Annotated in this window: 21 protein-coding genes; 6 read left to right on the top strand and 15 right to left on the bottom strand. The window is 63.4% G+C overall.

Annotated elements, in window-relative coordinates; all coding sequences use genetic code 11:
• Window positions 1-96: 96 nt before the first annotated feature.
• A complete protein-coding gene (locus P4U43_RS03365; protein ID WP_277357438.1) occupies window positions 97-1,212 on the bottom strand; it encodes a 3'-5' exonuclease in 1,116 nt (371 codons plus the stop codon).
• Window positions 1,213-1,387: 175 nt separating this feature from the next.
• Between P4U43_RS03365 and P4U43_RS03360 the strand changes: the two genes are divergently transcribed.
• Entirely contained in the window at window positions 1,388-1,735 is a 348-nt protein-coding gene (locus P4U43_RS03360; RefSeq protein WP_277357437.1) for a hypothetical protein, read from the top strand.
• A 184-nt stretch (window positions 1,736-1,919) separates the two neighbouring features.
• A complete protein-coding gene (locus P4U43_RS03355) occupies window positions 1,920-2,246 on the top strand; it encodes a hypothetical protein (protein WP_277357436.1) in 327 nt (108 codons plus the stop codon).
• Here the strand turns inward: P4U43_RS03355 and P4U43_RS03350 are convergent.
• The 4 genes from P4U43_RS03350 to P4U43_RS03335 form a co-directional block, all read right to left on the bottom strand.
• A complete protein-coding gene (locus P4U43_RS03350) occupies window positions 2,236-4,095 on the bottom strand; it encodes a glycoside hydrolase family 13 protein (protein ID WP_277357435.1) in 1,860 nt (619 codons plus the stop codon). The two genes, P4U43_RS03355 and P4U43_RS03350, sit on opposite strands and share 11 nt — an antisense overlap.
• A gap of 6 nt (window positions 4,096-4,101) precedes the next feature.
• Window positions 4,102-5,037, bottom strand: coding sequence for a sugar ABC transporter permease (locus P4U43_RS03345; protein WP_277357434.1), 936 nt, complete (start codon window positions 5,035-5,037; stop codon window positions 4,102-4,104).
• Entirely contained in the window at window positions 5,037-6,632 is a 1,596-nt protein-coding gene (locus tag P4U43_RS03340; protein ID WP_277357433.1) for an ABC transporter permease subunit, read from the bottom strand. Before P4U43_RS03340 ends, P4U43_RS03345 begins: the two co-directional genes overlap by 1 nt.
• Window positions 6,633-6,768: 136 nt before the next feature.
• Entirely contained in the window at window positions 6,769-8,064 is a 1,296-nt protein-coding gene (locus P4U43_RS03335; protein ID WP_277357432.1) for a sugar ABC transporter substrate-binding protein, read from the bottom strand.
• 281 nt (window positions 8,065-8,345) lie between these two features.
• Here P4U43_RS03335 and P4U43_RS03330 point away from each other — a divergent pair, with 281 nt between their 5' ends.
• The gene (locus P4U43_RS03330) at window positions 8,346-10,025 is read left to right on the top strand and encodes a glycoside hydrolase family 13 protein (RefSeq protein ID WP_277357431.1); all 1,680 of its coding nucleotides are present in this window, start codon (window positions 8,346-8,348) and stop codon (window positions 10,023-10,025) included.
• Between the two features lie 38 nt (window positions 10,026-10,063).
• The gene (locus P4U43_RS03325; protein WP_277357430.1) at window positions 10,064-11,080 is read left to right on the top strand and encodes a LacI family DNA-binding transcriptional regulator; all 1,017 of its coding nucleotides are present in this window, start codon (window positions 10,064-10,066) and stop codon (window positions 11,078-11,080) included.
• A gap of 9 nt (window positions 11,081-11,089) precedes the next feature.
• Here P4U43_RS03325 and P4U43_RS03320 read toward each other — a convergent pair whose 3' ends face one another.
• The 8 genes from P4U43_RS03320 to P4U43_RS03285 all read right to left on the bottom strand — a co-directional run bounded on the left by P4U43_RS03320 (window position 11,090) and on the right by P4U43_RS03285 (window position 18,835).
• Window positions 11,090-11,368 carry a hypothetical protein gene (locus P4U43_RS03320; RefSeq protein ID WP_277357429.1) on the bottom strand — a complete coding sequence of 93 codons (279 nt, stop codon included), beginning with the start codon at window positions 11,366-11,368 and terminating at the stop codon, window positions 11,090-11,092.
• An 8-nt stretch (window positions 11,369-11,376) separates the two neighbouring features.
• Entirely contained in the window at window positions 11,377-12,096 is a 720-nt protein-coding gene (locus tag P4U43_RS03315; RefSeq protein WP_277357428.1) for a GAF and ANTAR domain-containing protein, read from the bottom strand.
• A gap of 42 nt (window positions 12,097-12,138) precedes the next feature.
• Window positions 12,139-12,912: a GAF and ANTAR domain-containing protein gene (locus P4U43_RS03310; protein ID WP_404800692.1), complete on the bottom strand. Its 774-nt coding sequence runs from the start codon at window positions 12,910-12,912 to the stop codon at window positions 12,139-12,141.
• 85 nt (window positions 12,913-12,997) lie between these two features.
• Entirely contained in the window at window positions 12,998-13,735 is a 738-nt protein-coding gene (locus P4U43_RS03305; protein WP_277357426.1) for a GAF domain-containing protein, read from the bottom strand.
• Between the two features lie 476 nt (window positions 13,736-14,211).
• Window positions 14,212-15,933, bottom strand: coding sequence for a M23 family metallopeptidase (locus tag P4U43_RS03300; protein WP_277357425.1), 1,722 nt, complete (start codon window positions 15,931-15,933; stop codon window positions 14,212-14,214).
• Between the two features lie 263 nt (window positions 15,934-16,196).
• Window positions 16,197-17,099 (bottom strand): diacylglycerol/lipid kinase family protein, encoded by a 903-nt coding sequence (locus P4U43_RS03295; protein WP_277357424.1) that lies wholly within the window; start codon window positions 17,097-17,099, stop codon window positions 16,197-16,199.
• Between the two features lie 82 nt (window positions 17,100-17,181).
• Window positions 17,182-17,673, bottom strand: coding sequence for a Cys-tRNA(Pro) deacylase (gene ybaK, locus P4U43_RS03290; RefSeq protein WP_277357423.1), 492 nt, complete (start codon window positions 17,671-17,673; stop codon window positions 17,182-17,184).
• Between the two features lie 4 nt (window positions 17,674-17,677).
• Window positions 17,678-18,835, bottom strand: a complete 1,158-nt coding sequence (locus P4U43_RS03285) for a GGDEF domain-containing protein (protein WP_277357422.1) — start codon at window positions 18,833-18,835, stop codon at window positions 17,678-17,680.
• A gap of 114 nt (window positions 18,836-18,949) precedes the next feature.
• Between P4U43_RS03285 and P4U43_RS03280 the strand changes: the two genes are divergently transcribed.
• The gene (locus P4U43_RS03280; RefSeq protein ID WP_277357421.1) at window positions 18,950-20,257 is read left to right on the top strand and encodes a cation:proton antiporter; all 1,308 of its coding nucleotides are present in this window, start codon (window positions 18,950-18,952) and stop codon (window positions 20,255-20,257) included.
• 58 nt (window positions 20,258-20,315) lie between these two features.
• A complete protein-coding gene (locus P4U43_RS03275; RefSeq protein WP_277357420.1) occupies window positions 20,316-20,978 on the top strand; it encodes a DUF2071 domain-containing protein in 663 nt (220 codons plus the stop codon).
• Between the two features lie 6 nt (window positions 20,979-20,984).
• On the opposite strand, the gene P4U43_RS03270 is transcribed toward P4U43_RS03275, so the two are convergent.
• Both P4U43_RS03270 and P4U43_RS03265 read right to left on the bottom strand, forming a co-directional pair.
• Window positions 20,985-21,263, bottom strand: coding sequence for an acylphosphatase (locus P4U43_RS03270; RefSeq protein ID WP_277357419.1), 279 nt, complete (start codon window positions 21,261-21,263; stop codon window positions 20,985-20,987).
• On the bottom strand, window positions 21,260-21,955 hold the full coding sequence (locus P4U43_RS03265; RefSeq protein ID WP_277357418.1) for an SDR family oxidoreductase: 696 nt from the start codon (window positions 21,953-21,955) through the stop codon (window positions 21,260-21,262). The genes P4U43_RS03270 and P4U43_RS03265 overlap by 4 nt, the downstream gene beginning before the upstream one ends.
• Window positions 21,956-22,081: the final 126 nt, after the last annotated feature.

The raw sequence follows: 22,081 nt of genomic DNA, 5'->3' as shown, positions 1-22,081 counted from the left end.
TTCGTCGAGTTAGAAAGCTGCCAGATGTAACGACCACCCCGATGGCCTACCGGTTCACCATGCCCAAACCGGGCCAACTCAATTTGTCTTGCACAATCATGCTCCAATCAGTTGCAACAGATAGTCTTCGCTCACCACCGGAATGCCATAGTCTCGCGCTTTGCGCGCTTTGCCCGACAGGCTGTCAGGATCAGCAGCGACGACGAGCTTCACCTTCTTCGTCACTCCGGAGTGAGGCGTGTAGCCTGCGTCGATAATCAGCTGTTCCAACTCGGCGCGATCACGTTGCATCTGGCCCGTCAGAACGATGGTGTCTCCAAGTTCGAGCCCATTCCGTCGCTCGAAAATTGCAGCAGGAGCTGATGGGCGGGTGTCGAGTCCTTCTGCGACGATTTCCTGAGGGACGTCCAAAAGCTTGGCAACCAGTCCGAGGTCGTGTTCTTCGTCCTCGGTGATGACTCCGTCACCCCAAGCTGCTTCGACGAGAGTATGAACGTAGTGTCGGTGCAGGTCGCGTACGGTTTCACGGGCGACTCCGAGTTCATGGGCGAGGTCGACCAGAGCGCTTCCTTCCGTTGCTGACAGATGCCGGTCCAGCAGTGCGCGGTCGAGGAGGGCCAAGTACTGTTCGTGTTCGTGCGGACCGCTGTATTCAGGCAGACGCTGGGAGATTCGGGCGAGGAAGTGAGGTTCCACGAAGTCGATGGGTCGACGCAGTACGGGCGCAATCGGAGGGAAGGTGCCGTACGACTGCCATTTCAGGCTGGCACCGGTATGGAGGTGGTCGTCCCACAGCTGTAACTCGCGGTCGAGATCGATGTAACGGCCAAGTAGCTGAGCTGCCGCAAAGGCATCGTCGCCCGCGCTGTGTGATCTACCTGTTTCGATGCCGAATGAGTCACAGCAATCGCGGAGTGCACGGCCGGCGCCCGGAAGGTAGGTGTGTGCCAGCCGCATGGTGCATAGTCCGCTCAAGTAGCCGGTAGGGAGAGGTGTACCTGCGGATGCGAACTCGTGCGCAAGAAAGCGGGAGTCGAAGGAGAGGTTGTGAGCGACGAGGACGCTTCCGGCGAGAACATGGGTAAGAGTCGGGATGAGCTCGTCAAACGAGGGCGCTGCAAGAACGACATCCCTGGTGGCGGCCGTCCCACGGTGACACTCGTCGAAGGGCAGGACTTCAACACCACACGCTGCGGAGCCTGGCAGAAGCAATAGGGCGGATCAGCGCCATAATGGTCAGATGGGGATGCCTCGAACGTCTCACCACACACTGACCCAGCGGTCAGCGGCGATACTCGCAGCAGGCTTGAGCGGCTCCTGTATCGCCCTGACTGGGTGCAGCACTTTCGGCCCCGGCGCTCCGCCCTGCATGCCGCCCACACATTCGGTGAGCCCGTCAACCGTCGAAATCGGTGAAACGGTGACGGTCCACGCGCAGGATGCTGAGTGCGATCCCCGCTACGGAGGGAGCGCCGAAATTCAGGTAATCGTCACCGACTCACTTGGCCGGAAGATTATCGACACAACCGCACCCATGAACGACGCCGGCGGCTTCAGCTATTCGTTCGAGGTCCCGGAAGAGGCCGCGACAGGGAAAGCAGCGGTTGAGGCTTACCCGCATAACGTTGACTGGTGTGATGACACCGGCCGGAATAATCGTGTGTCCGAGGCTGACGTGCCGCTGCAACGAGTGTCCTGCGCAGCCCGGATTGAACCGCTCACGATCACCGGCTGAGCGCTTCGCCGGGTCAACCGCTTGGCTCCCGGGGGGATCCGACGTCGGAATGTCGACCACAGGCAAAATCAGCTCGACCCTTGTCTTTGCCGGACGCGACGCATACTCTTCGAGAGCTGGCACCCCCTCACAGGCATCCAGAATCATCGCGTCGCCTATCTGGCGGGAAATCGAGCAGGGTGAAATGAGGTCTACCCGAAGTAGCGCTGGTCAGCAGCGATCGTCCCCGCTGGTCGCGGGGGCCTGTATCGCGTTCGCTGTCGCCGGTGCACTGGCCACACTTGGCTGTGTTCTCGCCCTCTACGTTGAATCATCAGGGCTGGGCTCTCCCCGGGATACCGGAATGCGTCCGGGCTACTCAGCTCTGCTGATTGGAGGTGCAGTCGCCGGCATCGCTCTCCCAGCGGCGGCGTGCTTCACAGTACTGCGCGGTTCGCGACGAGTGGTGGTAGTTGTTGCTGTGCTGGCTGCCATAGCGGTGGCGCTCGCAGTACTGGGAATCACGGGCTGAAACCATACCCAACCCCCGGCAACTGCCACAGCCCAATCCCGAGCCCGTCGCCGCTGAAACCTACCGAATCGGCAGCCCACTCCGCCGAGATACTGCCCGTACTCCACAGTTCTGTAGGCTGACCGTCCAAAGGGACACCAATCAGGTCCAACGGAAGCTGAACCTCGTCAAACCCAGACCGTGAAGCCACAACCAACACCGAACCGGACACGTGCTCACGGAGGTAAACCAGCACATCGCCCTGCGCATACAACCACCGCAGTCCTCCGAAAGCCAAGGCAGGGACATCCCGACGCAACCTGCCAAGGTGAGCAACGGCGTCGTACAGGTCCTGATGCGATGTCGTAAGTGAATCCCACGGCATCGGCGTCCGGGAGTCTTCACCGTTGATGCCTTCAAGACCGAACTCGTCACCGGCAAAGAGCGTCGGAATCCCGGGCATCGAGAACAGAATGCCCAGCCCGATCAGCTGTCCACCAGGAACCATGACGGTCGAAGCCCGCGCCGTGTCATGCGTGTTCAGCGCGATCATGTTCTGCGTCCGGACCTGCCACGGAAATGCCGCCGCAAACACTGCATGCAGCTCCACGAACTGCTCGGCCGGAATACGGTTGGGACCGGGCAGGGGAGTCCCGAAGAAGTTGACGTCCGAGGACCCAGCAAGCCATTGCCACAGCGGACGCGTGAAGTTCGAGTAAGTCATGGCCCCGTGCCAGGTGTCGCCGTCGAAATCCTGCGCTGCATCATTGGTCGATTCCGCAAGCAACAGCGTGTCAGGATTGACAGACCGCATCGTCGAGCGCACGGCAGAAGCCACCGAATGGTTCAGGTCCACGTCCCCATGGCGGCCGGTCATATTCGCCACATCGACCCGCCAACCGTCCAGATTGAACGGAGCCTGCAGGAACCGCGCGACGACGGACCCCGGCCCGCTCACGAAGCGGTCCCGCAACGCAGGGGAGAGCCAATTCAGCTTGGGCAGGCTCGGCACACCAAACCACGACGCATACTCGGAGCCGTCCTCGGAAAAGTAGTAGAAACCGGCCTCCTCGGAGGCAGGATCGGACGACGCCGTCCGGAACCACTCGTGCGCAGCTCCCGTGTGGTTGGTGGTGAGGTCACCGATCACCTTCAAGCCCCGCTCATGAGCCGCCGAAACGAGCCGGATCAGCGCCTCATCGCCGCCGAGCAACGGATCCACCATGGCGAACGTCGATGCGTCGTACCGGTGGTTGGAACGCGCCGGAAAGAACGGCGTCAGGTACACCACCGTGGCGCCGAGCGAGGCGATGTGATCGAGCCGCTTCGTAATGCCGTCGAGGTCGCCGCCATAGAACTGGTACGGCGTATCGGGGCCGGTTGGCTGAACCGGAGCATCCCAATCGCAGGGAACCGCCCAATCCGGGGCTTCGGATGCCGCCGACGTAGAACGCCCGAACCGGTCCGGGAAGATCTGGTAGATCACGCCGCTCCGCGCCCATGAAGGTGCAGGCTCATGGGTCACCATCCGGAAGTCGTGCACATCAGGCGTATCCCGGGTGAAGAACCCCTCGGCGTTCAGCCAGTGCCAGGATGAGCCCTCGGAAGCGCCAACCTCCAGCAGAAACCGGTACCGCGTCACAGGATTCACCAGCAGAACTGAGGCCTCCCACCAGTCCCACGCACCGTCCGTGCCGAGAAGGACCGCCTCGTCATAGTGTGGCTCCGCATCACGCAGCGACCGGACAAACACCCGCTCGACCGAACCGAACGCATGCGGCACCCGAAGACGGACCGGCACCGCAGCACCGAGATCGGGGGAGGACGGCACATACAGTGCCGATCCGTCGTGATGCGGAACCTGGAACATCGTTCCTTAGCCCTTGACCGATCCGGCCGCGAGCCCGTTCACGATGTACTTCTGCAGGTAAAGGAACAGCGCCATGACCGGCAGGGCAGCCAGCACAGCACCGGCGGCGAACACTCCCCAGTTCTCGGACCGTTGCTGACCCACGTAGGAGTACAGGCCAACCGCCAGGGTCTGGTTGTCCGGGTCATTGAGCACCACGCTGGCAATCACAAACTCGCTGCTCAGCCCAATGAAAGCCAACAGCCCGACGACGGCCAGGATCGGCGTCACCAGCGGCAGGATGATCGTGAAAAATACCTGAACGTGGCTGGCGCCATCGATGCGCGCCGCCTCGTCCAGGGACGCCGGAATGGTGTTGAAGAACCCGTACATCAGGTAGGTATTCACACCGAGCGCGCCGCCGAGGTACACCATGATCAGCCCTAGCTGGCTGCCCAGTCCCAGCCACGGCACCACATCGGTGATGAAGTTCAGCAGCAGGAAAATTGCGACGACGGCAAGCAGCTGCGGAAACATCTGCAGTACCAGCAGGGACAGCAGGCTGACCCGGCGGCCCTTGAACCGCATGCGGCTGAATGCATAGGCGGCCAAAGCCCCGAGGAAGACCGTTGCCGCCGAGGTGACAACGCCGATCACCAGCGTGTTCATAAACCACTTGCCGAACGGGCGGTTGGGATTGCTGAACAGTTCCTCGAAGTTGCCGAAGTCAATCCGGCTGAAGAGCACGTTGGAACCGGCCATGGTGCCAGTGGAGTTCAGGGCAGCAGACAGAACGTACAGCAGCGGGAAGATCGCAAACGCCGTGGTGATGACCGCGACCACGTGCCGCCACCCCTTGTCACGGAACCACGCACCGAAGGACTGTTTGCGGCGTTCCGGTGGCGGCGTCGTCGTGCCGTGACTGGGCGTAGCGAGGAGCGGTGTGGGGGTTTCGGTAGCCATTAGTTGATCTCCTCGAGAGACTTTGTCTGCCGGAAGCTGATCACGGAGATCACGGCAACGATGAAGAAGATGATGATGGACAGCGCGCTTGCGAGGCCGTAGTCACGCCCCACGCCGCTGCCGAACGCAACCTCGTACACCATGGTGATCAGGATGTCCGTTGCGCCCACGTTGACCGTGGTGTCCGACAGCCGCGGGCCGCCGTCGGTAAGCATGTAGATCACGTTGAAGTTGTTGAAGTTGAACGCGAAGCTCGCAATGAGCAGCGGAGCAACCGAGACCAGCAGGAGCGGGAGCTTGATGGAGGTGAAGAGCTTCCACGGGCTGGCGCCGTCGAGCCGTGCGGCTTCGTTGACGTCCTCGGGCAGCGACTGCAGCGCACCGGTGCACACCAGGAACATGTAGGGGAATCCGAGCCACAGGTTCACCAGCAGCACGCTGAACTTCGCGAGCAATGGATCCGTGAGCCACGGGATGTTCGCGCCGCCGAAGAACGTGTTGTTGACGTAGCCGAATTCCGGATTGAGCAGACCGGACCAGACGAGGCCGGCAAGGAAGGCGGGAAACGCGTAGGGCAGGATCATCAGGATGCGGTAGATCTTCTTGCCGCGAAGGTTCGGGTGGTTGAAAGCGTTGGCCAGGAACAGGCCGAGCGCAAACGTGGACAGCACCGAGATCAGCGCAAAGGTGAACGTCCAGAGGGTCACCTGCAGGAGGGGTCCGCGGATGTCCTCATTGGAGAATGCCTTGACGAAGTTCGCAAAGCCGACGTCGATCTTCCAGCCGGTGTTGAGTTGCTGACCGTCCGCAGAGACAAAGGTTCCCTCGCCGGAGTCTGAGTAGACCGTTCCGGTTTCAGTGTCGGTGAAGGTGTCGGACGCGTCGTCGTAGACAAGGGTTGGGCTGAACACGTACGCAGTGGAGCCGTCGCTGGTGCGCAGGGTTCCGTCGTCGGGATCTTCAGAGAACGGGACGGTCAGCGCAAGGATCTCGGACTGGTTCGCGAGGATCTCGTCGAACTGCAGGGTGCGGTAGTCCTCGAGTTCGGTCGCCTTGCCGGTGCCGTCGGTGACGGCGTTGGAAACTTCTTCGAGCGGTTCTTCCGTGCTGCCGATGCTGATGTCGCCGTCGGGATCGGTGGTGAGGAAGTGGAAGTCGCCGCCCTGCTCAACGATGGTGACCCGGTAGGCGGGGGAGTCCGGTACCCGCTGCTGCGCCGCCAGCTGGATGGACGAGATGGCGTCTTCCTTGGTGCTGTTGTGGCCGTCACCGTAGTTGGTGAACGCAACGTAGCCGCTGAAGATCATGACGAACACCTGGAAGAGCAGGAGGAAGAAAATTCCCGGGGCCAGGTACTTGGCGGGCAGCCCGCCGCGCCGGAGGTAGATCCAGTTGATGAGTAGTGTGACCGCAGCGGCCAGCACCAGCACTATCCACTTTTCCTGCAGAAACAGGACAATCAGGACATAGACGGCAAAGGCGTCAACGAGTCCCAGCAGAATGATCTTTGCGAGGAGACCGGCAACGGAATCTGAAGGGCGAAGGGTCCGGGACCGCTTCGTGGACTCGGCGGGGGAGGCAGTGGTGGTGGGCATGCGGCGGAGCTTTCGTTGAGGGCACTTCGGCGAAGCGGGCCGGGCAGGTGGAAGGCAATGAGGCAGGTATGCAGGTAAAGCGAAGCCGCTGTGGGCCGGGGTCTGTCCGGCCCACAACGGCTTTCAAAGGGTGTAGCTATCCGGCAGCGATCTTCTGCTCGATGTTCTTCACCATTGCCGGCCAGGCCTCTTCCGGCTTGACGGCGCCCTTGATGAGAGCGAGTTCGGTTGCGCCCCAGTCGGCCCAGACTGCCTGCATCTCGGGTACGGCGGGCATCGGAACGCCGTTGGCGCCGATTTCACCGAATGCGGCAACTACGGGATCTGACGCTGCCTTGTCGAAGGACGCGGTCAGTGCCGGGGGACGGCCGCCGACGCTGAACATCGCGTCCTGCGCCTCTTCGGTGGTCAGGTAGTTCACTGCAAACTCGTTGGCTGCGAGAGCGTTGGAGCTCTGCGAGGAGATGAAGAAGCCGTTGACGCCGATGAACGGCTGGGCGGGCTCATCACCCACGGTGGGCAGCGGATCGATGGCCAGGTTGATGCCGGCCTCCTGTGCAGCAGGAACGTTCCACGGGCCGGTCAGGTAGTAAGGGGACTCGCCGGCGAGGAACTTCTCCTTGGCGATGTCTCCGGTGATGTTGGAGTTCAGGACGCCGGAACCGGTGTCGCCCCACTCAACAAGCTTCTTCGCGAACTCAACGCCGTTGGGCTCACCGAGCATCAGCTTCGAGGGATCGTAGCTGCCGTCCTCGTTCTGAGCGAAGACAGGAACGCCCATCGAGGTCTGGAACGGGTACATGTGGTACGGATCCGCCTGCTTGGGATCGAGGCCAACCAGGAACGGGAACTCGGCTTCGCCGGCGTCAACCGCTGCCTGGCCCTTCTCGATGACCTGATCGAAGGTCTCGGAAGCCTCGGAGACCATATCGGTGTTGCGCAGCAGCGCGATGTTCTCGACTGCGTACGGCACGCCGTACAGGCTGCCCTCGTAAGACATGGCCTGAAGTGCGGACTCCTGGAACTCTCCAGCCTTGTCTCCCAGTTCGATGGGAGCAACAACGCCGTTCTCCACAAAGGTACCGATCCAGTCATGCGGGCCGACGATCAGGTCTGGTCCGTTGCCGGTAGGCACCTGGGTGATGAAGTCATCGCGTACCGCTGCGAAGTCCTTCACCGCAAGGTCGATCGAGATGCCGGTATCTTCCTTGAAGTCGGCGGCGATCTGCTCAAGTGCCGGAGCGCGCTCCGCGTCCACCCACATGGTCAGGGTGGTCGATCCGCCTTCAGCGAGGTCGGTTGGCGCAGCGGATTCTCCCGCGGCGGTGTCGGTGGATCCGCCACCGCAGGCAGTGACGGCCAGCATCGCGACGGACAAAGCCGCGGTGGCCAGCGTCCGGCGATTCAGGAGTCTGGTTGTTTGCACCTTCATTGGTGAACCTTTCTGTGGCGCCGCGAGGCAGCCGATACTGAGGGTTTGCGCTGCATAGCGCGGTTGTAAATGGAAGACCTGTTTGGTTGCGCCGAACACGTCGGATCCGAAACGGAACCAGTGAGGCACAACACATCGTAAGCGCTTACGGCCAGTCTGTACAACAACACGGCTGGGATCGCCCAGTTTCTGCGGAATACCGGCATTCGCAAGAGTGGGGGTAACTTCTCATTCATGTAAACGCTTCCATTTTCTCGGCAACCGGGGTTAGCATGTTCCTCATGCCCAACGCTGTTTCCCTGGCCCCTGCTGTGTCCGCGCAGTCTGTAGCGCCCGCTTTCCACGAACCCCTTCACACCGCTCACGACGACGACGCCTGGTGGCGCTCGTCCGTGATCTACCAGGTGTACCCGCGATCTTTTCGGGACCTGAACGGCGACGGCCAGGGGGACCTCGCCGGGATCACCGCCGAGCTGCACCAGCTGGCCGACCTCAGCATTGACGCGATCTGGATGTCGCCGTTCTACACCTCCCCGCAGCGCGACGGCGGCTACGACGTCGCCGATTACTGCGACGTCGACCCGATGTTCGGAACGCTCGACGACTTCGACAAGCTGACTGCCCGCGCATCCGAGCTGGGCATCAAGGTGATCGTCGACCTCGTTCCCAACCACTGCTCCAGCGAGCACCCGCTCTTCAAGGCTGCCCTCACCGCCGGGCCGGGCTCGGACGAACGGGCCATGTTCATTTTCCGCGACGGCACCGGACCGGACGGCTCAAACCCGCCGAACAACTGGCAGTCCCACTTCGGCGGGTCCGCCTGGACGCGCACACTGAACGACGACGGTACGCCCGGCCAGTGGTACCTCCACCTCTTCGATTCCTCACAGCCGGACTTCAACTGGGACAACCCTGCCGTCCACGCCGAGTTCGAGCGGATCCTGCGGTTCTGGCTGGACCGCAACGTCACCGGTTTCCGCGTTGACGTTGCGCACGCACTGGTCAAGGCAGACGGGCTGCCGGACTGGGGCGGCCGCCCCGACGGCTGCTCCTCGGACGGCTACCCGGGCCACGCCGCGCCGATGTTCGGCCAGAAAGAGATCCACGACATCTACCGCCGGTGGCGGTCAGTTCTTGCAGAGTACGACGGCGACCGCATCCTCTGCGCGGAAGCCAGCATTGATCCGCTGTCCCGTCTGGTCAACTGGGTCCGCCATGATCAGATGCACCAGGCCTTCAACTTCGCCTACCTGCACCACCCCTGGAACGCCGCTGAACTTCGCGGGATCATCACTGATTCGCTGCAAGCGTTCGACAGCGTGAATGCACCAACCACCTGGGTCCTGAGCAACCACGATGTCACCCGGCACGCTACGCGGTTAGGCGAAAACAATCCGGAGGTCGGGCTCGACCGTGCACGGGCGGCGTCGTTGGCCATGCTGGCACTCCCCGGTGGCGTCTACCTCTACCAGGGCGAGGAGCTCGGCCTGCCCGATCACCTGGACATCCCGGACGAACAGCGCCAGGACCCGACGTTCATCCGCACCGGCGGAGAACGCGTAGGCCGGGACGGGTCCAGGGTCCCGCTGCCATGGAGGGCGGACGAACCGCACTACGGATTCGGCTCCACCAGCGGCGGGTGGCTGCCCCAGCCGGAGGACTGGTACACGCTGGCGCGTGACGTCCAGCAGACCGATCCAGATTCCACCCTCAACCTGTACCGTTCGGCGCTCGCACTTCGCAAACAGCTCCGTCTCGGTGCCGGCTCGCTGAGTTGGGCTGCGGATTACATGGACACGGACATCATCGCGTTTCTCAACAATGACGTCATGGTGATCATGAACATGGGAGAATCTGATGCCTATGTACCATCGGGCACGGTCATCGCAGGGAGTCACGCGGATGCCGGTGCAGAGGGCGTCCTGGCGCCGAACCGGTGCGTATGGATAAAACTCAACTAAGAGGACCGCGCCCGTCCTTTGCTCTGAGGGAGGGCACCGTGGTTGGCATCAAGGATGTTGCAGCGCTCGCCGGCGTCTCAACTGCCACGGTATCCCGTGCCCTCAGCGGCAACGGCCAGGTGTCCGAGCGGGCACGGTTGAAGGTTCTTGAGGCTGCAAAGCAGCTGGACTTCGTGCCGTCCTTCTCGGCATCATCACTTGCCTCGGGCAGGAACCGCAATGTCGGCGTCGTTGTTCCATCAGTCAATCGCTGGTATTTTTCCCAGATTGTGGACAGCGTTGCGGCGTCACTTCTGGACGCTGGCTATGATCTGACGCTGTATAACGTGAGCGACGGCGCGGGCCACCGGGACCGCGTCTTCTCCGAGTTCCTGCTGCGCCAACGCTGCGACGGCGTCATCTCCGTTTCCCTGCAGCTGTCCGAAACTGAACTCGGACAGCTGCTGGCGGTGGGCAAGCCGATTGTCGGTATCGGTGGTCCCCTTCCCGGCGCTGACACCATCAGCGTCAACGAGTTCGCCATTGCCCAGTTGGCCACCGAACACCTGATCAGTCTGGGACACCGCGGGATCGCCTACATCGGCGGGCCTGAGGACGCTGCCAGGGACTTCAATATCTCGGAAGGCCGCCGCCGCGGCTACGAGGTAGCCATGGAAGCTGCCGGTCTGGAAATTCTTCCCTCATGGCTTGCCTATGCGGACTTCACGATTCCCGGTGGATATGCCAGCGCCAAACAGGTGCTCGGGTATCCCCGGAACCGTCCCACCGCCGTCTTCTGCGCCTCGGATGAGATGGCGATCGGCGCCATTGTTGCCGCACGGGAACTGGGAATCAGGGTTCCGGATGCCCTCTCGGTGATTGGCATTGACGGACATGACCTCGGCGAGGTTTTCGGGTTGACCACCATCGCGCAGTACCCGGCGTTGCAGGGAAGCCGTGCCGTGCAACGAATGCTTCAGCTCTTCGCCGGCCCCGCCGAGTCGGGAGAACGCTCCAACCACACGGCCCACACCGAGATGATTGTGCGTTCCAGTACCGCAGCGCCGGCAGAGTAGCGTGCGCTCTCAGTCCTGCGGGGCGTCCGCCGGCGGCAGTTCGTCCGAGTAGGGAGCGCGCGGACCGGATCCGTCGGCGCACAATCCGTTCGCAGCCATGGCCAGGAGGTCGCGTTCCAGTTTCGGCAACGAGATCAGGCTCTGCAGGTAGGCGTCCACCTCATACTCTCCGGCGGAACCGCCGATGCTGAAATAGCGAAGCCACAGCTCGCCCGTGGTGATGTCCGCTCGCGCCAGGACCTCGCTGAGACCCTGGCGCTGTTCAGGTTCGTAGCTTTCAAAGCCCACGATGAACCTCAGGTGTTGCGGGCCGTGGTTCCGGCCACCAGCTCAGCGCTGACGCCGCGAAGGGAGGTTCGCTCCTGCCTAGCGGTCTTCATCAGCTCCATCAATGCCTGCTCAGAGGTGAGGCCTTTCCGTTCAAGGAGTATTCCGCAGGCCTGGTTGATCAGGTCCCTGCTATGGAGCGCCGTCTGCAGGCCTTCGCTCATGCGCTCAACGGTTTCCCTGCTCTGGATATGGGACAGGAGCGTTGCCGCCGGGCTGACCAGAATATGCATCAGGGAGGTTGTCTCGATGGTGAAGACACCGGGTTCTCCTGCGTACGCTTTCAATGCGCCGATGGCGTGCCCTTCCACCATGAGCGGCACGCTCGCCACCGAGCGAATGGGGAGCTCCCGGACCGCCGCGCTCCACTCGGGCCACCGGCGATCAAGAGCGACATCGTCGACAAGCACCTGCTCCTCAGAGGCCCAGGCCGTGAGGCAGGGTCCCTGCCCCAGCTCATACTGGAAACGGTCTGCTTGCTGCACGACGGGGTCGGTGAAACCCGTGCTGGTCCTCTGCCCGCTGGAATCGAGGATGCTGACTCCCGCCCCCACGGCGCTGGGAATCGACTCTTTCACCGCCTGGGCCAGGTGGTGGACGGCGTCGTCCACTTTCTCTTGCGTCAGCAGCACCCCCAGAATGCGGCCGACGGCGGCGGACAGCTCATCCAGTGGCGGTTTCTTGATCATGGTGTGCCTTCGGCTTGACGGGCAGGGTGCAGTTCGGAGGGCTTACTCGTCGAAATCCGGAGCTTTGTCATGATCACCTGCTACCCGACCGATGACGCCTTCGGCCAGCGTGTGCATTTTGGTGTTGCGGTGGCTGCTGGCATCAACGAGGATCTGGAACGCCGTTTCTCGGGAACAACGGTTCTCGGCCATGATGATGCCAACTGCTGTAGCAATAGTCGTCCGGGATTCCAGCGCCGCACTGAGATTGTCCTTGAGCTCATTGAGCTGCGCAATCTTCAATGCAAGGTGAAGCGCCCTGGCTGCCTCTTCTGCAACGTCCTGCGCAGCAAGGATGCTGTCCTCCGAGAATCCGCGGACGCGCGGTGAGTAGAGGTTGAGGACTGCCTTGCCGGAGTTTCTGACGTCCATGGGCACTGAGAGAATGGACTGCACATCACAGGATTCCGCGGCACGCATATAGTCTGGCCAGCGGGTTTCGTTCTCCACCTCCGCAACGCTGATGATGGCGCCATCGCGGAGCGCGGTCAGGCACGGACCGTCGCCGTAGCTGTTCTGCACTTCATCGAGTGTTCTGGAACGCTCGTCGCTGCTGGCTACCGTCAGCGGTTTCTTCCGGCGAAGAACCGTCACTCCACAGGAGATGGGATTGTCCGGCAGGGAAAGCTGCTCGGAGGCCATCCGACTCAGCTCCGTTAGGAATTCCTGGACATCAGCATTGTCCGCGAGCAGATCCTGCAGCTGCATCACCAGTTCGGCACTCTCTGTACCGACCGGTTGGAGAAAGGCGCGACCCTGTACTTCCACGTCCGGCATCCTTTCTGATCGGAACCTCGAATATCATCTTCCCGTGCTCGGCTCATTTTTGAAACCTTGCGCCTTCCTGCCTGTGCCCTACGAGTCAGCCTGGCTGATTCGCGGTGCGGCTGATCACCGTTCTCGCGCGGGCCGTGTCGAGTAGCTCTTGGGCAACAGCCTGCACCCGTCCGTCGTGGTGCCGCGCAGCAACGTGCAGCATCAGCATTGCTGCTTCGCGACTGCAGCGGTTTTGAGCCATGACGAGCGCCACGGCTGCATCGACCACCGCGCGGGATCTCAGTACGTCAGACAGGTCGTCAGGATAGTGTTCCGGTTCGTGGACGCGCAGAGCCAGCTGAAGAATGGTGGATAACGAAGCGGCGTGCTCTTCCACGGACTCAACCATCGCGGCGTCAAATGCAGCAATGTCCCTGGAGTAGCAGTTGAGCGCGCCGGCCGAGGCATGATCCATGAGGATCGGGACGGCAAGGATCGATTGAATGTGTTCGCCTGAAATTGCATCTGCGTATCGCTGCCAGCGTGGATCGTCCGTGAGTTGAGGGATCAGGACTGTATGACCCGTGCGCAGCGCGGTGAGGCAGGGGCCGTCGTCGAACGCATACTGCTGCTCGTCCAGGCGCTGGGCGAGGGCGCTGCTGCTGGCAACGGTGGTAGGCCCGCCGGTGCGCTCCACCGTGATGGCGCAGTGCATTGGGACGTCCTGGTTGAACAGCGAAGCGGAAATGGTGCTCAGACCGAGCAGGAATTCTGTGAAGCCCGGGCTCTCGAGCAGCAGAGCCTGCAGCTTTTCACTGTCAGAGATGTCGCGGTCGGGGGCCATGCGGCCTCAATTCTGTACGAACGCCAGAGCAACTACCCCGACTGGCGGCAGGCTACTCGATGCGCACCCTGCCCGTAGGACACCGGACCGCCATAGCGGAAGGCTTCCTACTATCGAGACTACGCTCCCTCAGCAGCGCGGAGTCCGTTTGACCGGTACTAACTGCAGCCGGGTACCAACTGCAGCCCCGGGACCAACTGCGAGGGTGCCAACTGCAAGGGGCGGCGCCCGCCGTGCGAGTCGTGCATGAAACGGGAAGGGCTTTCTCATGGTCGTGAACCTCCGGGGGTCTCAGAGAGGGGGGAATCACGACGTTACTTGGGGCAAACAACTGATTGGCGAACTTGCCCATTATCGGGACCAATATCGCCCTGGGATCTTGACGGAACGGTCCTGACACAATATGAGCCCCAGAAGTTTCAGGGGCTCATATTGCGCTGTACGTGGTGGCACGGCGCGGTGACCGGTACCTTGCGTTATGGCGCGATGGTCAAACCTGGATCGGCTTCCCGTGCAGGCTCTGTCCCGGTGATTCCGGGCGTTGGTGTAACGGAGACCGAAGCGCACAGTTCCCCAGCCGTGATCGGCTCGCCAGTCAGCGGGTGCAGCTGCGGGTCTTTGGTGTCCTCGTCGACGACGATGGACTCCGGGTCGATTGCGGGATCGCAAGCCTCCAGTGGATCGGTCACCGAGACTGTCGGGGGAGTAGCGGGAGGTGGGGTGCCGGAGTCTGTAGACGGCGGCGGTGGATCGGCGGGCGCCGGATCAGGGATGACAGGCGTTGGTTCCACGGGGGGTGTGGGATCCACCGGTGGAGTTGGGTCAGCGGGTTGAGTCGGATCAGGCGTCACCGGATCCACAGGTGGAGGCGTCGGCGTTACAGGATCCACGGGCGGCGTCGGAACGGGCGTGTTCGGCGGCGTTGGATCGAGAGTTCCGGGCGGCGTGCCGGGGTCGGTGGCCGGCGGCGTTCCAGGCTCTGTAGGCGGAGGAGTCGTCGTCGAAGGCGGCTGTGTGCCCGGCTTGGACGGAGTCCCGGAAGGCGTTCCCGACGGCGTGCCCGGCTTGGAAGGCGCTGTTGACGTTCCGGGAACCGACGTACTTGGCGTATCCGAGGGCTGTGTAGCCTTCTTACTGCCCGAAGACGTGCTGCCCGAAGAAGCGCTGCTCGTAGACGTGCCGCCGGAGGACTTGCTACTCGAGGACTTGGTGCTGGAAAGTGCCTTGCCGCTCGCCCGCGGCCCCTGAGCCGCCACTTCCGCATCCACACGGGCGGGTGACTTCAGCGCAACCGGCTCAATGGCCCCAGCGGTAGCGAGGTAGGCAACCCAAGCGGTGTCGTCGTCGTTCCCGTTGCCGGTCCCCGGGGTGAAGTTGACCAGGCTCGGCATCTCAACCGGGCCACTGCCGTCCAGCGGAATCAGCTTCCAGGCGTCGGGATCAGTGTGACCGCCGTCGAGGATGGTTTCGAAGTGCAGGTGGCACCCGGTGGACCAGCCGGTGGTGCCTACCGTGGCGATGACCTGCCCGGCTCCCACGCGGTCTCCGGCCTTCACCCCGATCCCCTCCAGGTGGTTGTAAGTGGTGACGAGGCCGTTGCCGTGGTCAAGCTCCACGCGGTTACCGCCGCCCCAGGGATGCCAACCGGCGGCACGGACAACACCGGCATCCGCTGAAAAGACGCGGGTTCCGCAGGGTGCCGCGAAATCCTGGCCGGAGTGAAATTCATTGTGCTCCCCGGTGATGGGGCTGGTTCGAAGACCGAACGGCGAACTGGGGGTCAGGAACTGCAGGGGAGAGATCAGCATGCCCTTGCCAGGGCGCGGCGTGGAGCTGAGGGACTCAACCGATGACCTCTTGTCAGCGGTAGCCGTGGCCCGTGAAGACTCCTGCGCGCCGGGAACCTCACGCCCCGGTACCAGCGAATCCGTGGTGCCGAAAGGCAACGCTGTCCCTGGACCCACGAGCTGCTGCTCACCCACATACCCGGTCACCGGAACGATGGCGTCAGAGAAACTTCCTGCTCCCTGGGCGAGCACGGTGCCGGTTGCACCCGCACCGGAGGTCAACGGTGTGGATCCGGGATAGCCAAAGGAGTAGATGACAGCCAGAGCAAGGCAAACGCTCACACCAGACCGAACCGCACGACGACGGCTCCTCAGAACGCTGTGGCCCGATGCCGGCCTGACTTCACTCACTGGTAACTCCCCATATGTTTCCCCTGATGAAGGTCCGTTACGACCGAACCCCGGGGAGGAATCCGAACAATCAGCCTTCGCCAGGTGCCCGCGAGGGGCCCGAAATTGCTGGTGGCTGACAATCAGCCTACTGGGCTGTTTGCCATGGAGATAGAGTGCTCCGCCACTCTTGTGGAAACCTTGAGTGAACTTCGTGAGCGCTGCGGCAATACCCGGAGTTCAGTGCTGTTTGCTGCGGAGCAGGTGCTACTGAAAGGCGCATGCTACTGCGGGGCGATGACGTGCCAGGCGTCACACACGACATCCCACCGGCGGTGCGGGAACGGGCCCCACAATTCACCGTCATTGCTTACCCTGAATCCATTGCCGTCAACCGCGGTGATTTCAACAGTCTCCCCGCGCCCGATCCGCACATCAGTGCGCCGCGCATGGTCGCCGCTCTTGAGGCCGAGGGCGTACCCCACCCGTGCAGCGGAACCCACCGACTCCCAGAGCACGACGTCGACAAGCCCGTCATGCGGGTTGGCGTCCGGGATGAGCCGGGCGCCTCCGCCGACGGTGCCGCCCAGGCCGAGGGCCACCATCAGCAGCGGCCTGGATCCGTCATGCAACAGTTCACCGTCCACCCTCACGCTAAGGTGCTGCCCGGGAGAGCTGAACCCCGCAGCGACGGCACCCAGCGGGTACCCGAGCTTCCCGGCCTTCACCTTTTTCAGCTTCTTCTTGAGGTCAGCGCCCTTGGCCGCGGCATCCGCGCCGATCCCCACGTGGACAGCATTGACGGCAACACGGTCTTCGCTGACCAGCAGCTCCATGGCGCGTGCCGGCCCGGACATCACACACTCGGCAGCCTGCAGCGGATCGAGCGGAATTCCCAGTGACCGTGCGAGGTCGTTTCCGGTACCCACGGGGATGATGCCGATGGGCCCGGCGGAGGCCAGTGTGCCGGTCTTGTGCAGGCACTGGATCGCGGCGTGGACCGAGCCGTCGCCGCCCAGCAGTACCAGGTGCCTGCCGTCCAGGCTTCCGAGGGCTGAATCCAACTCGTCCAGGTCCTGGGTGCGGGCAAGTTCAAAGGACGTGCCCCGCCGTGCGGAAGCGGAGGCAAGGAAGGAGGCAACGGCGTCGACACTGCGGCGGTATGCGGTTCCGGCGGACGCGTTCACGACCGCCAATATGCCCTGACTATGCACAGGTGCTCTCGTCTGCTGGGGATGGGGACAACTGAACCCACACTAGTACGGGCGGTCAAGCGGAGGCGAGGGCCGCCGTCGTACCGTCAGTTGCACGAAGGAGGTCAGCGGGCGCGAGCTCGATCTCAAATCCGCGGCGGCCACCCGAGACGAGGATTGTTTCGAAGGCAAGCGCGGATTCGTCGAGCACCAGCGGGCTGCGGTGCCGTTGTCCCAGTGGTGAGATTCCGCCGAGCACGTACCCTGTCCGCCGTTCAGCGGCAGCGCGGTCCGCCATGGCGGCGCGCTTGCTTCCACACGCGGCGCCCATTGCTTTGAGGTTCAGTTGGCGGTTGACGGGAACGACGGCGACGGCCAGTTGGGTGCCGGTGTCCACCATGAGCGTCTTGAAGACGCGTGCGGGGTCAACCGCCAGCTTCTCGGCGGCCTCGGTTCCGTAGTGTTCAGACGAAGGGTCATGCACGTAGCTCAGGGTGCGGTGCGGGATGCCCAGCCGGTTCAGCAGTGCGGTGGCAGGAGTGGCGGCGGAAGTTTTGCGTGAACCCACACTGTCACTTCCGTCCGGTAGGGCCCTGGACAGCCCGGTTCCGGCCCAGTGACTTGGCCTCGTAGAGGGCGGCATCCGCGGTTGCGAGGACTGCGGCAAGGTCTGTTGATTCCGAGTTGATCGCAGCGATGCCGTAACTGACGGTCGGCGGCTCGAATCCCTCCGCGAAGGTGGCACGTGCAAAGCGGGCGCTGAGCTGGTTCACGATCGCTTCGGCACGGTTCGAGTCCGCACCGGGCAGCAGGATGACAAATTCCTCCCCGCCGTGGCGGCCCACCAGGTCGGTGGAGCGCACCGTGGCCACACAGATATCCGCGAACGCCTGGAGGACTCCATCTCCTGCGGCGTGCCCGTGAGTGTCATTGACGGCCTTGAAGTGGTCGAGGTCTGCCAGCACCAGGGCGCCGGGAGTCCCGTTAGCGCGAATCCGGTTCAGCTCGTTCAACGCCAGATCCGCAAATCCGGAACGGTTGAGCAGGCCGGTAAGCCCGTCCCGGGTAGCGCGAAGGTGAAGGTCATGGGTCACCTGCTCGTTACTGAGCGCTGCCATGCTGAAGGAGACCACAACCAGAAGTACCAGGGTGATGAGGGTGGTGATCGCGGAATCGAAGTAGGTAGTGAAAGTGGGTCCGTCCGGTCCTTCCGCCAGGAAGACGAGCCATCGCCCCAGATAGTAAGCGGCGAGAAGGCCGGCGGCGAGCGCGAGGGATTTGGTGACCCTGCTGGAGGAGCGCTTGATACCCCAGAGCTCCACGGAAGCCAGGGCCAGCAACAAGCACATGAAGGCGAGGAACACAGGGCCGCCTGACCAGTCGTTCGTAGCCGGGCTGTCCAGTGCCGAGACCAGCAGGGTCACCGCCGGTCCGGCGAGAAGCTGCCACACGGGCGCAGGGCGGGCGCGCAGCGTTCTGGCGCTGGCCCAGACGCTGGCCACGCCGAGCACCAGCAGGGCGTTCCCGGTGGGGTTGGCCCAGACCTGGTGAGCCGTTCCATCCAGCAGGTAGGCCGCGGACCCGGTGAGGAACAGGGCGAGGGCAACGCACCACCAGGCGCTGTAGATCGAGCGCGTGCGCTGAAAGGTGACGAAGTAGAAGAGGCCCAGCAGCGTCACAGCAACCACAGCGAAGACAAAACGCACCGTGGTCGTGTCGAGAAATTCCATGAGCCCCCCGGCGGTAGCGAGATGGGCACTAGTATCCCATCCGGGGATGCTGCCCGCGACGAAGAGCTTCTGCCCGAGTATCTTTAGGCAACATCCATGCGAGAAGGAGCCAGAGTGCTCAAGCTTTTTGAGGGACCCAGCATTATCTATACGGTGCTCGGCATCATCGTCTTTGCTGCCGCGTTGCTTCCGCGCCTGCTGCGCCGTGTCCCGATCTCCATGCCGATGGTTTTTCTCTCCGCAGGGGTCCTGGCCTTCGCGCTGATCCCGTACCTGCCTACACCCGATCCGGTGAAGTATGAGGTGGTCACCACGCACTTCACCGAGGTGTGCGTCATCATCTCCCTGATGGGTGCGGGCCTGGCCCTCGACCGGCCTCCCGGCTGGCGGTCCTGGTCCACCACCTGGCGGCTCCTCGGAATCGTCATGCCGATCTGCATCCTCGTCTTCACAGTCCTTGGCTACGTGTTCCTGGGACTTGGGCTGGCCAGTGCAATCCTGGTGGCCGCCGCGCTGGCTCCGACTGACCCGGTCCTGGCCTCGGAAGTGCAGGTTGGTGAGCCCGCGGACGGCGAAGAAGGGTTCGACCGCGAGGATGAGGTCCGCTTCGGGCTGACCAGCGAGGCCGGACTCAATGACGGCCTGGCCTTCCCGTTCGTCTATCTCGCCATCACCATCAGCCTCGTCGGGGCCGCACCCGGCGCCTGGTTCCCGCAGTGGTTCCTCGTCGACGTCCTGTGGCGCATCGGGTTCGGTGTGCTGCTCGGTTACGGAACGGGCAAGCTCCTGGGCCGACTCTTCTTTTCCTCCCGCGCGGAATCGTTCCGGCTGTCCACCCACTCCGAGGGGTTCGTTGCGCTCGCTGCGACGTTCCTGGCATACGGCGTGACCGAAACGTTCGAGGGGTACGGCTTCATCGCCGTCTTCGTTTGCGCCATCACCATCCGCTCGGCGGAGCGCAACCACGGGTACCACCGGGTGCTGCACAGCTACGTGGAACAGCTCGAACGGCTGCTGTCCGTGGTCATCCTGGTGCTGCTCGGCGGGGCTATCGCGAGGGGGCTTCTCGAAACCATCGGCTGGACCGACGTCGTTCTTGCGCTCGCGTTCCTGATCCTTGTCCGGCCTCTGGCAGGATTCCTTGGACTCCTCGGCGGCCAGACGGGTACGCGGGAGAAAGTGGCGCTCGCGTTCTTCGGAGTCCGCGGTATTGGTTCCCTCTACTACCTCGGGTACGGCTTGAGCAACGGTGATTTCGACGCCGAAGCGAACGAAGTCTGGGGTTTCGTCGGCCTTGTCGTGGCGCTTTCCGTTGTGCTGCACGGAATCACGGCAACGCCCGTCATGACAGCGCTCGATCGCCTCCGCCGGCGAAAGGCCCAGGTTGATGGCCGGGGAGACATGCCGATAACCCATGTTTGATCTCTTCGCCCCTCCTCCGCGGTGGCCGGAGCCCCCGCCACTGCTTACGCCCGCGGTCATGGACCAGTTCTGGGGCTATGCCGTCTTCCTCCACTGGCGCATTCCATCCTCCGCGGCGGCCCGCTTCATGCCCGCGGGAACAGATCCGGACGAGCACGACGGCGACTCCTGGGTGGGGCTCATCGGCTTCCGCATGCGCGGAGCAGGTTTTGGACGCGGGGTGCCGGTGCCGTATTTCGGTACGTTCACGGAAGTGAATGTACGGCTCTACTCGCGGGACCGGAACGGCGTGCGCGGCGTCGTTTTCCTCACCCTCGACGCGTCCCGGCTGGCCGTGGTGCTTGGCGCCCGGGCGGCAGGTATCCCGTACGTCTGGTCCCGCTGCCGTGCCTGGCACGGCCCCGACGGCACCGGCTACTCAGTGGACAGGCTCCGGGGCGCGTCGTCGTCCTTCTCCGTACTGCCCACCGGGAGCGTTGCCGCCGATCCGCTGTCCGTCCACCTGACCGCGCGGTTTGGCCTGCACTCGCGGTTCGCCGGCCGGACCCTCTACATCCCCAACACCCATACGCCGTGGCCGCTTCAGAGCGCGGTACTACAGCACTGGGATGACTCCCTGGTGCAGGCTGCAGGCCTGGCAGTGGAGGGTCCTCCGGAATCGGTGCTTTATTCGCCGGGCGTGCAGACCCAGTTCGGGATGCCCCGCAGGCTTGAAGGGTGACCGCCGCTAGTCCGTGACGAAGCCTGTGAGTCCGCTGGCGCCGTCGTCGTGCAGGTCCGCTTCCACCTTCTCAACGCGGCCGGGAGCATCCGCGGAGCGCAGCCACTTCAGCAGCTGTTCAACGGCTGACGACGGTCCGGCCGCAACAACCAGCACCGAACCGTCCGGCCGGTTGGTGGCCGAACCGACCAGCCCGAGCTGCTCCGCCTGCTGCCGGGTGCGGTAGCGGAAGCCGACGCCCTGGACCTCGCCCGTCACCGTCGCGGTGAGCCGAACCGTGCTCATGCCATTCCCGAGGGACGGATATTGAGCGACTCCACTGCCGAATCACGCGAGGCGTCAACTGCAAGACGCACTGCCTTGGCTACCTGGGCCGGCTGGATCCAGGCACCGGGGGAGTACTCCTTGCCCTCGAAGTCGTGAAGTTCGGCCTGCATGTCCGTCGCCACCCGTCCGGGGTGGATCGAGGACACCCGGACGCCGTTGGGCCGCTCCTCTTCCCGAAGGGCGTCAGTGAGCGCGCGGAGGGCAAACTTGGTGCCGCTGTAGACAGCCGAGCCCGCGCCGGAGCTGTAGCCCGAACCCGAGTTGATCGCGATGACCTGCCCGCGGGCCTCGCGGAGGGCAGGCAGCAGGAGCCGGGTCAGCTTTGCGACGGCGAAGACGTTGATGTCGAAGCTCGTTCGCCACGTCTCGTCATCGAGATCAGCAACCGCGCCCATCTGCAGGACCCCGGCGGAGTGCACCAGGACATCCAGGCGGTCGATGCCGGCGACGTCGGTTTCCGTCACTTCCCGCACATCCACGGCGAAGGGCTTCGCGGACGGGTAGGACGCCGCGAGGGCGTCCAAGGCCGTGCGGTCACGACCGCCCAGCAGTAGGTGATGGGTGGGCGCGAGCTCATCGGCAATGGCGCGGCCGATGCCCCGGGAGGCTCCGGTAATAAGCGCCACGGGCAGCGGATTCGAAGAAGTCATGGGTGAAATCCTAGGCGCCGGGGAACTTTTGCGCAGATCCGGCGGGCCCGCCGCGCTCCAAGTCACCGGAGGTGCACAAAAGTTACCCCCTAGCGCACGCGCGCCGAGCTTGGCAGGATGGAAAGC

The sequence above is a fragment of the Arthrobacter vasquezii genome, from assembly GCF_029455255.1.
Classification (GTDB): Bacteria; Actinomycetota; Actinomycetes; order Actinomycetales; family Micrococcaceae; genus Arthrobacter_D; species Arthrobacter_D parietis.
Note: the sequence above shows the minus strand (reverse complement) of the source record. Positions and strands in the feature narration are given on the sequence as shown.

Excerpts from the sequence above, each read along its gene's own strand:
- P4U43_RS03265 (WP_277357418.1), bottom strand. The coding sequence starts at position 21,955 with ATGACTTCTTCGAATCCGCTGCCCGTGGCGCTTATTACCGGAGCCTCC.
- P4U43_RS03275 (WP_277357420.1), top strand. The coding sequence starts at position 20,316 with ATGGACCAGTTCTGGGGCTATGCCGTCTTCCTCCACTGGCGCATTCCA.
- P4U43_RS03305 (WP_277357426.1), bottom strand. The coding sequence starts at position 13,735 with ATGGCCCCCGACCGCGACATCTCTGACAGTGAAAAGCTGCAGGCTCTG.
- P4U43_RS03335 (WP_277357432.1), bottom strand. The coding sequence starts at position 8,064 with ATGAAGGTGCAAACAACCAGACTCCTGAATCGCCGGACGCTGGCCACC.
- P4U43_RS03355 (WP_277357436.1), top strand. The coding sequence starts at position 1,920 with ATGAGGTCTACCCGAAGTAGCGCTGGTCAGCAGCGATCGTCCCCGCTG.
- P4U43_RS03285 (WP_277357422.1), bottom strand. The coding sequence starts at position 18,835 with ATGGAATTTCTCGACACGACCACGGTGCGTTTTGTCTTCGCTGTGGTT.
- P4U43_RS03315 (WP_277357428.1), bottom strand. The coding sequence starts at position 12,096 with ATGATCAAGAAACCGCCACTGGATGAGCTGTCCGCCGCCGTCGGCCGC.
- P4U43_RS03345 (WP_277357434.1), bottom strand. The coding sequence starts at position 5,037 with ATGGCTACCGAAACCCCCACACCGCTCCTCGCTACGCCCAGTCACGGC.
- P4U43_RS03310 (WP_404800692.1), bottom strand. The coding sequence starts at position 12,912 with ATGCCGGACGTGGAAGTACAGGGTCGCGCCTTTCTCCAACCGGTCGGT.
- P4U43_RS03330 (WP_277357431.1), top strand. The coding sequence starts at position 8,346 with ATGCCCAACGCTGTTTCCCTGGCCCCTGCTGTGTCCGCGCAGTCTGTA.
- P4U43_RS03270 (WP_277357419.1), bottom strand. The coding sequence starts at position 21,263 with ATGAGCACGGTTCGGCTCACCGCGACGGTGACGGGCGAGGTCCAGGGC.
- P4U43_RS03340 (WP_277357433.1), bottom strand. The coding sequence starts at position 6,632 with ATGCCCACCACCACTGCCTCCCCCGCCGAGTCCACGAAGCGGTCCCGG.
- P4U43_RS03350 (WP_277357435.1), bottom strand. The coding sequence starts at position 4,095 with ATGTTCCAGGTTCCGCATCACGACGGATCGGCACTGTATGTGCCGTCC.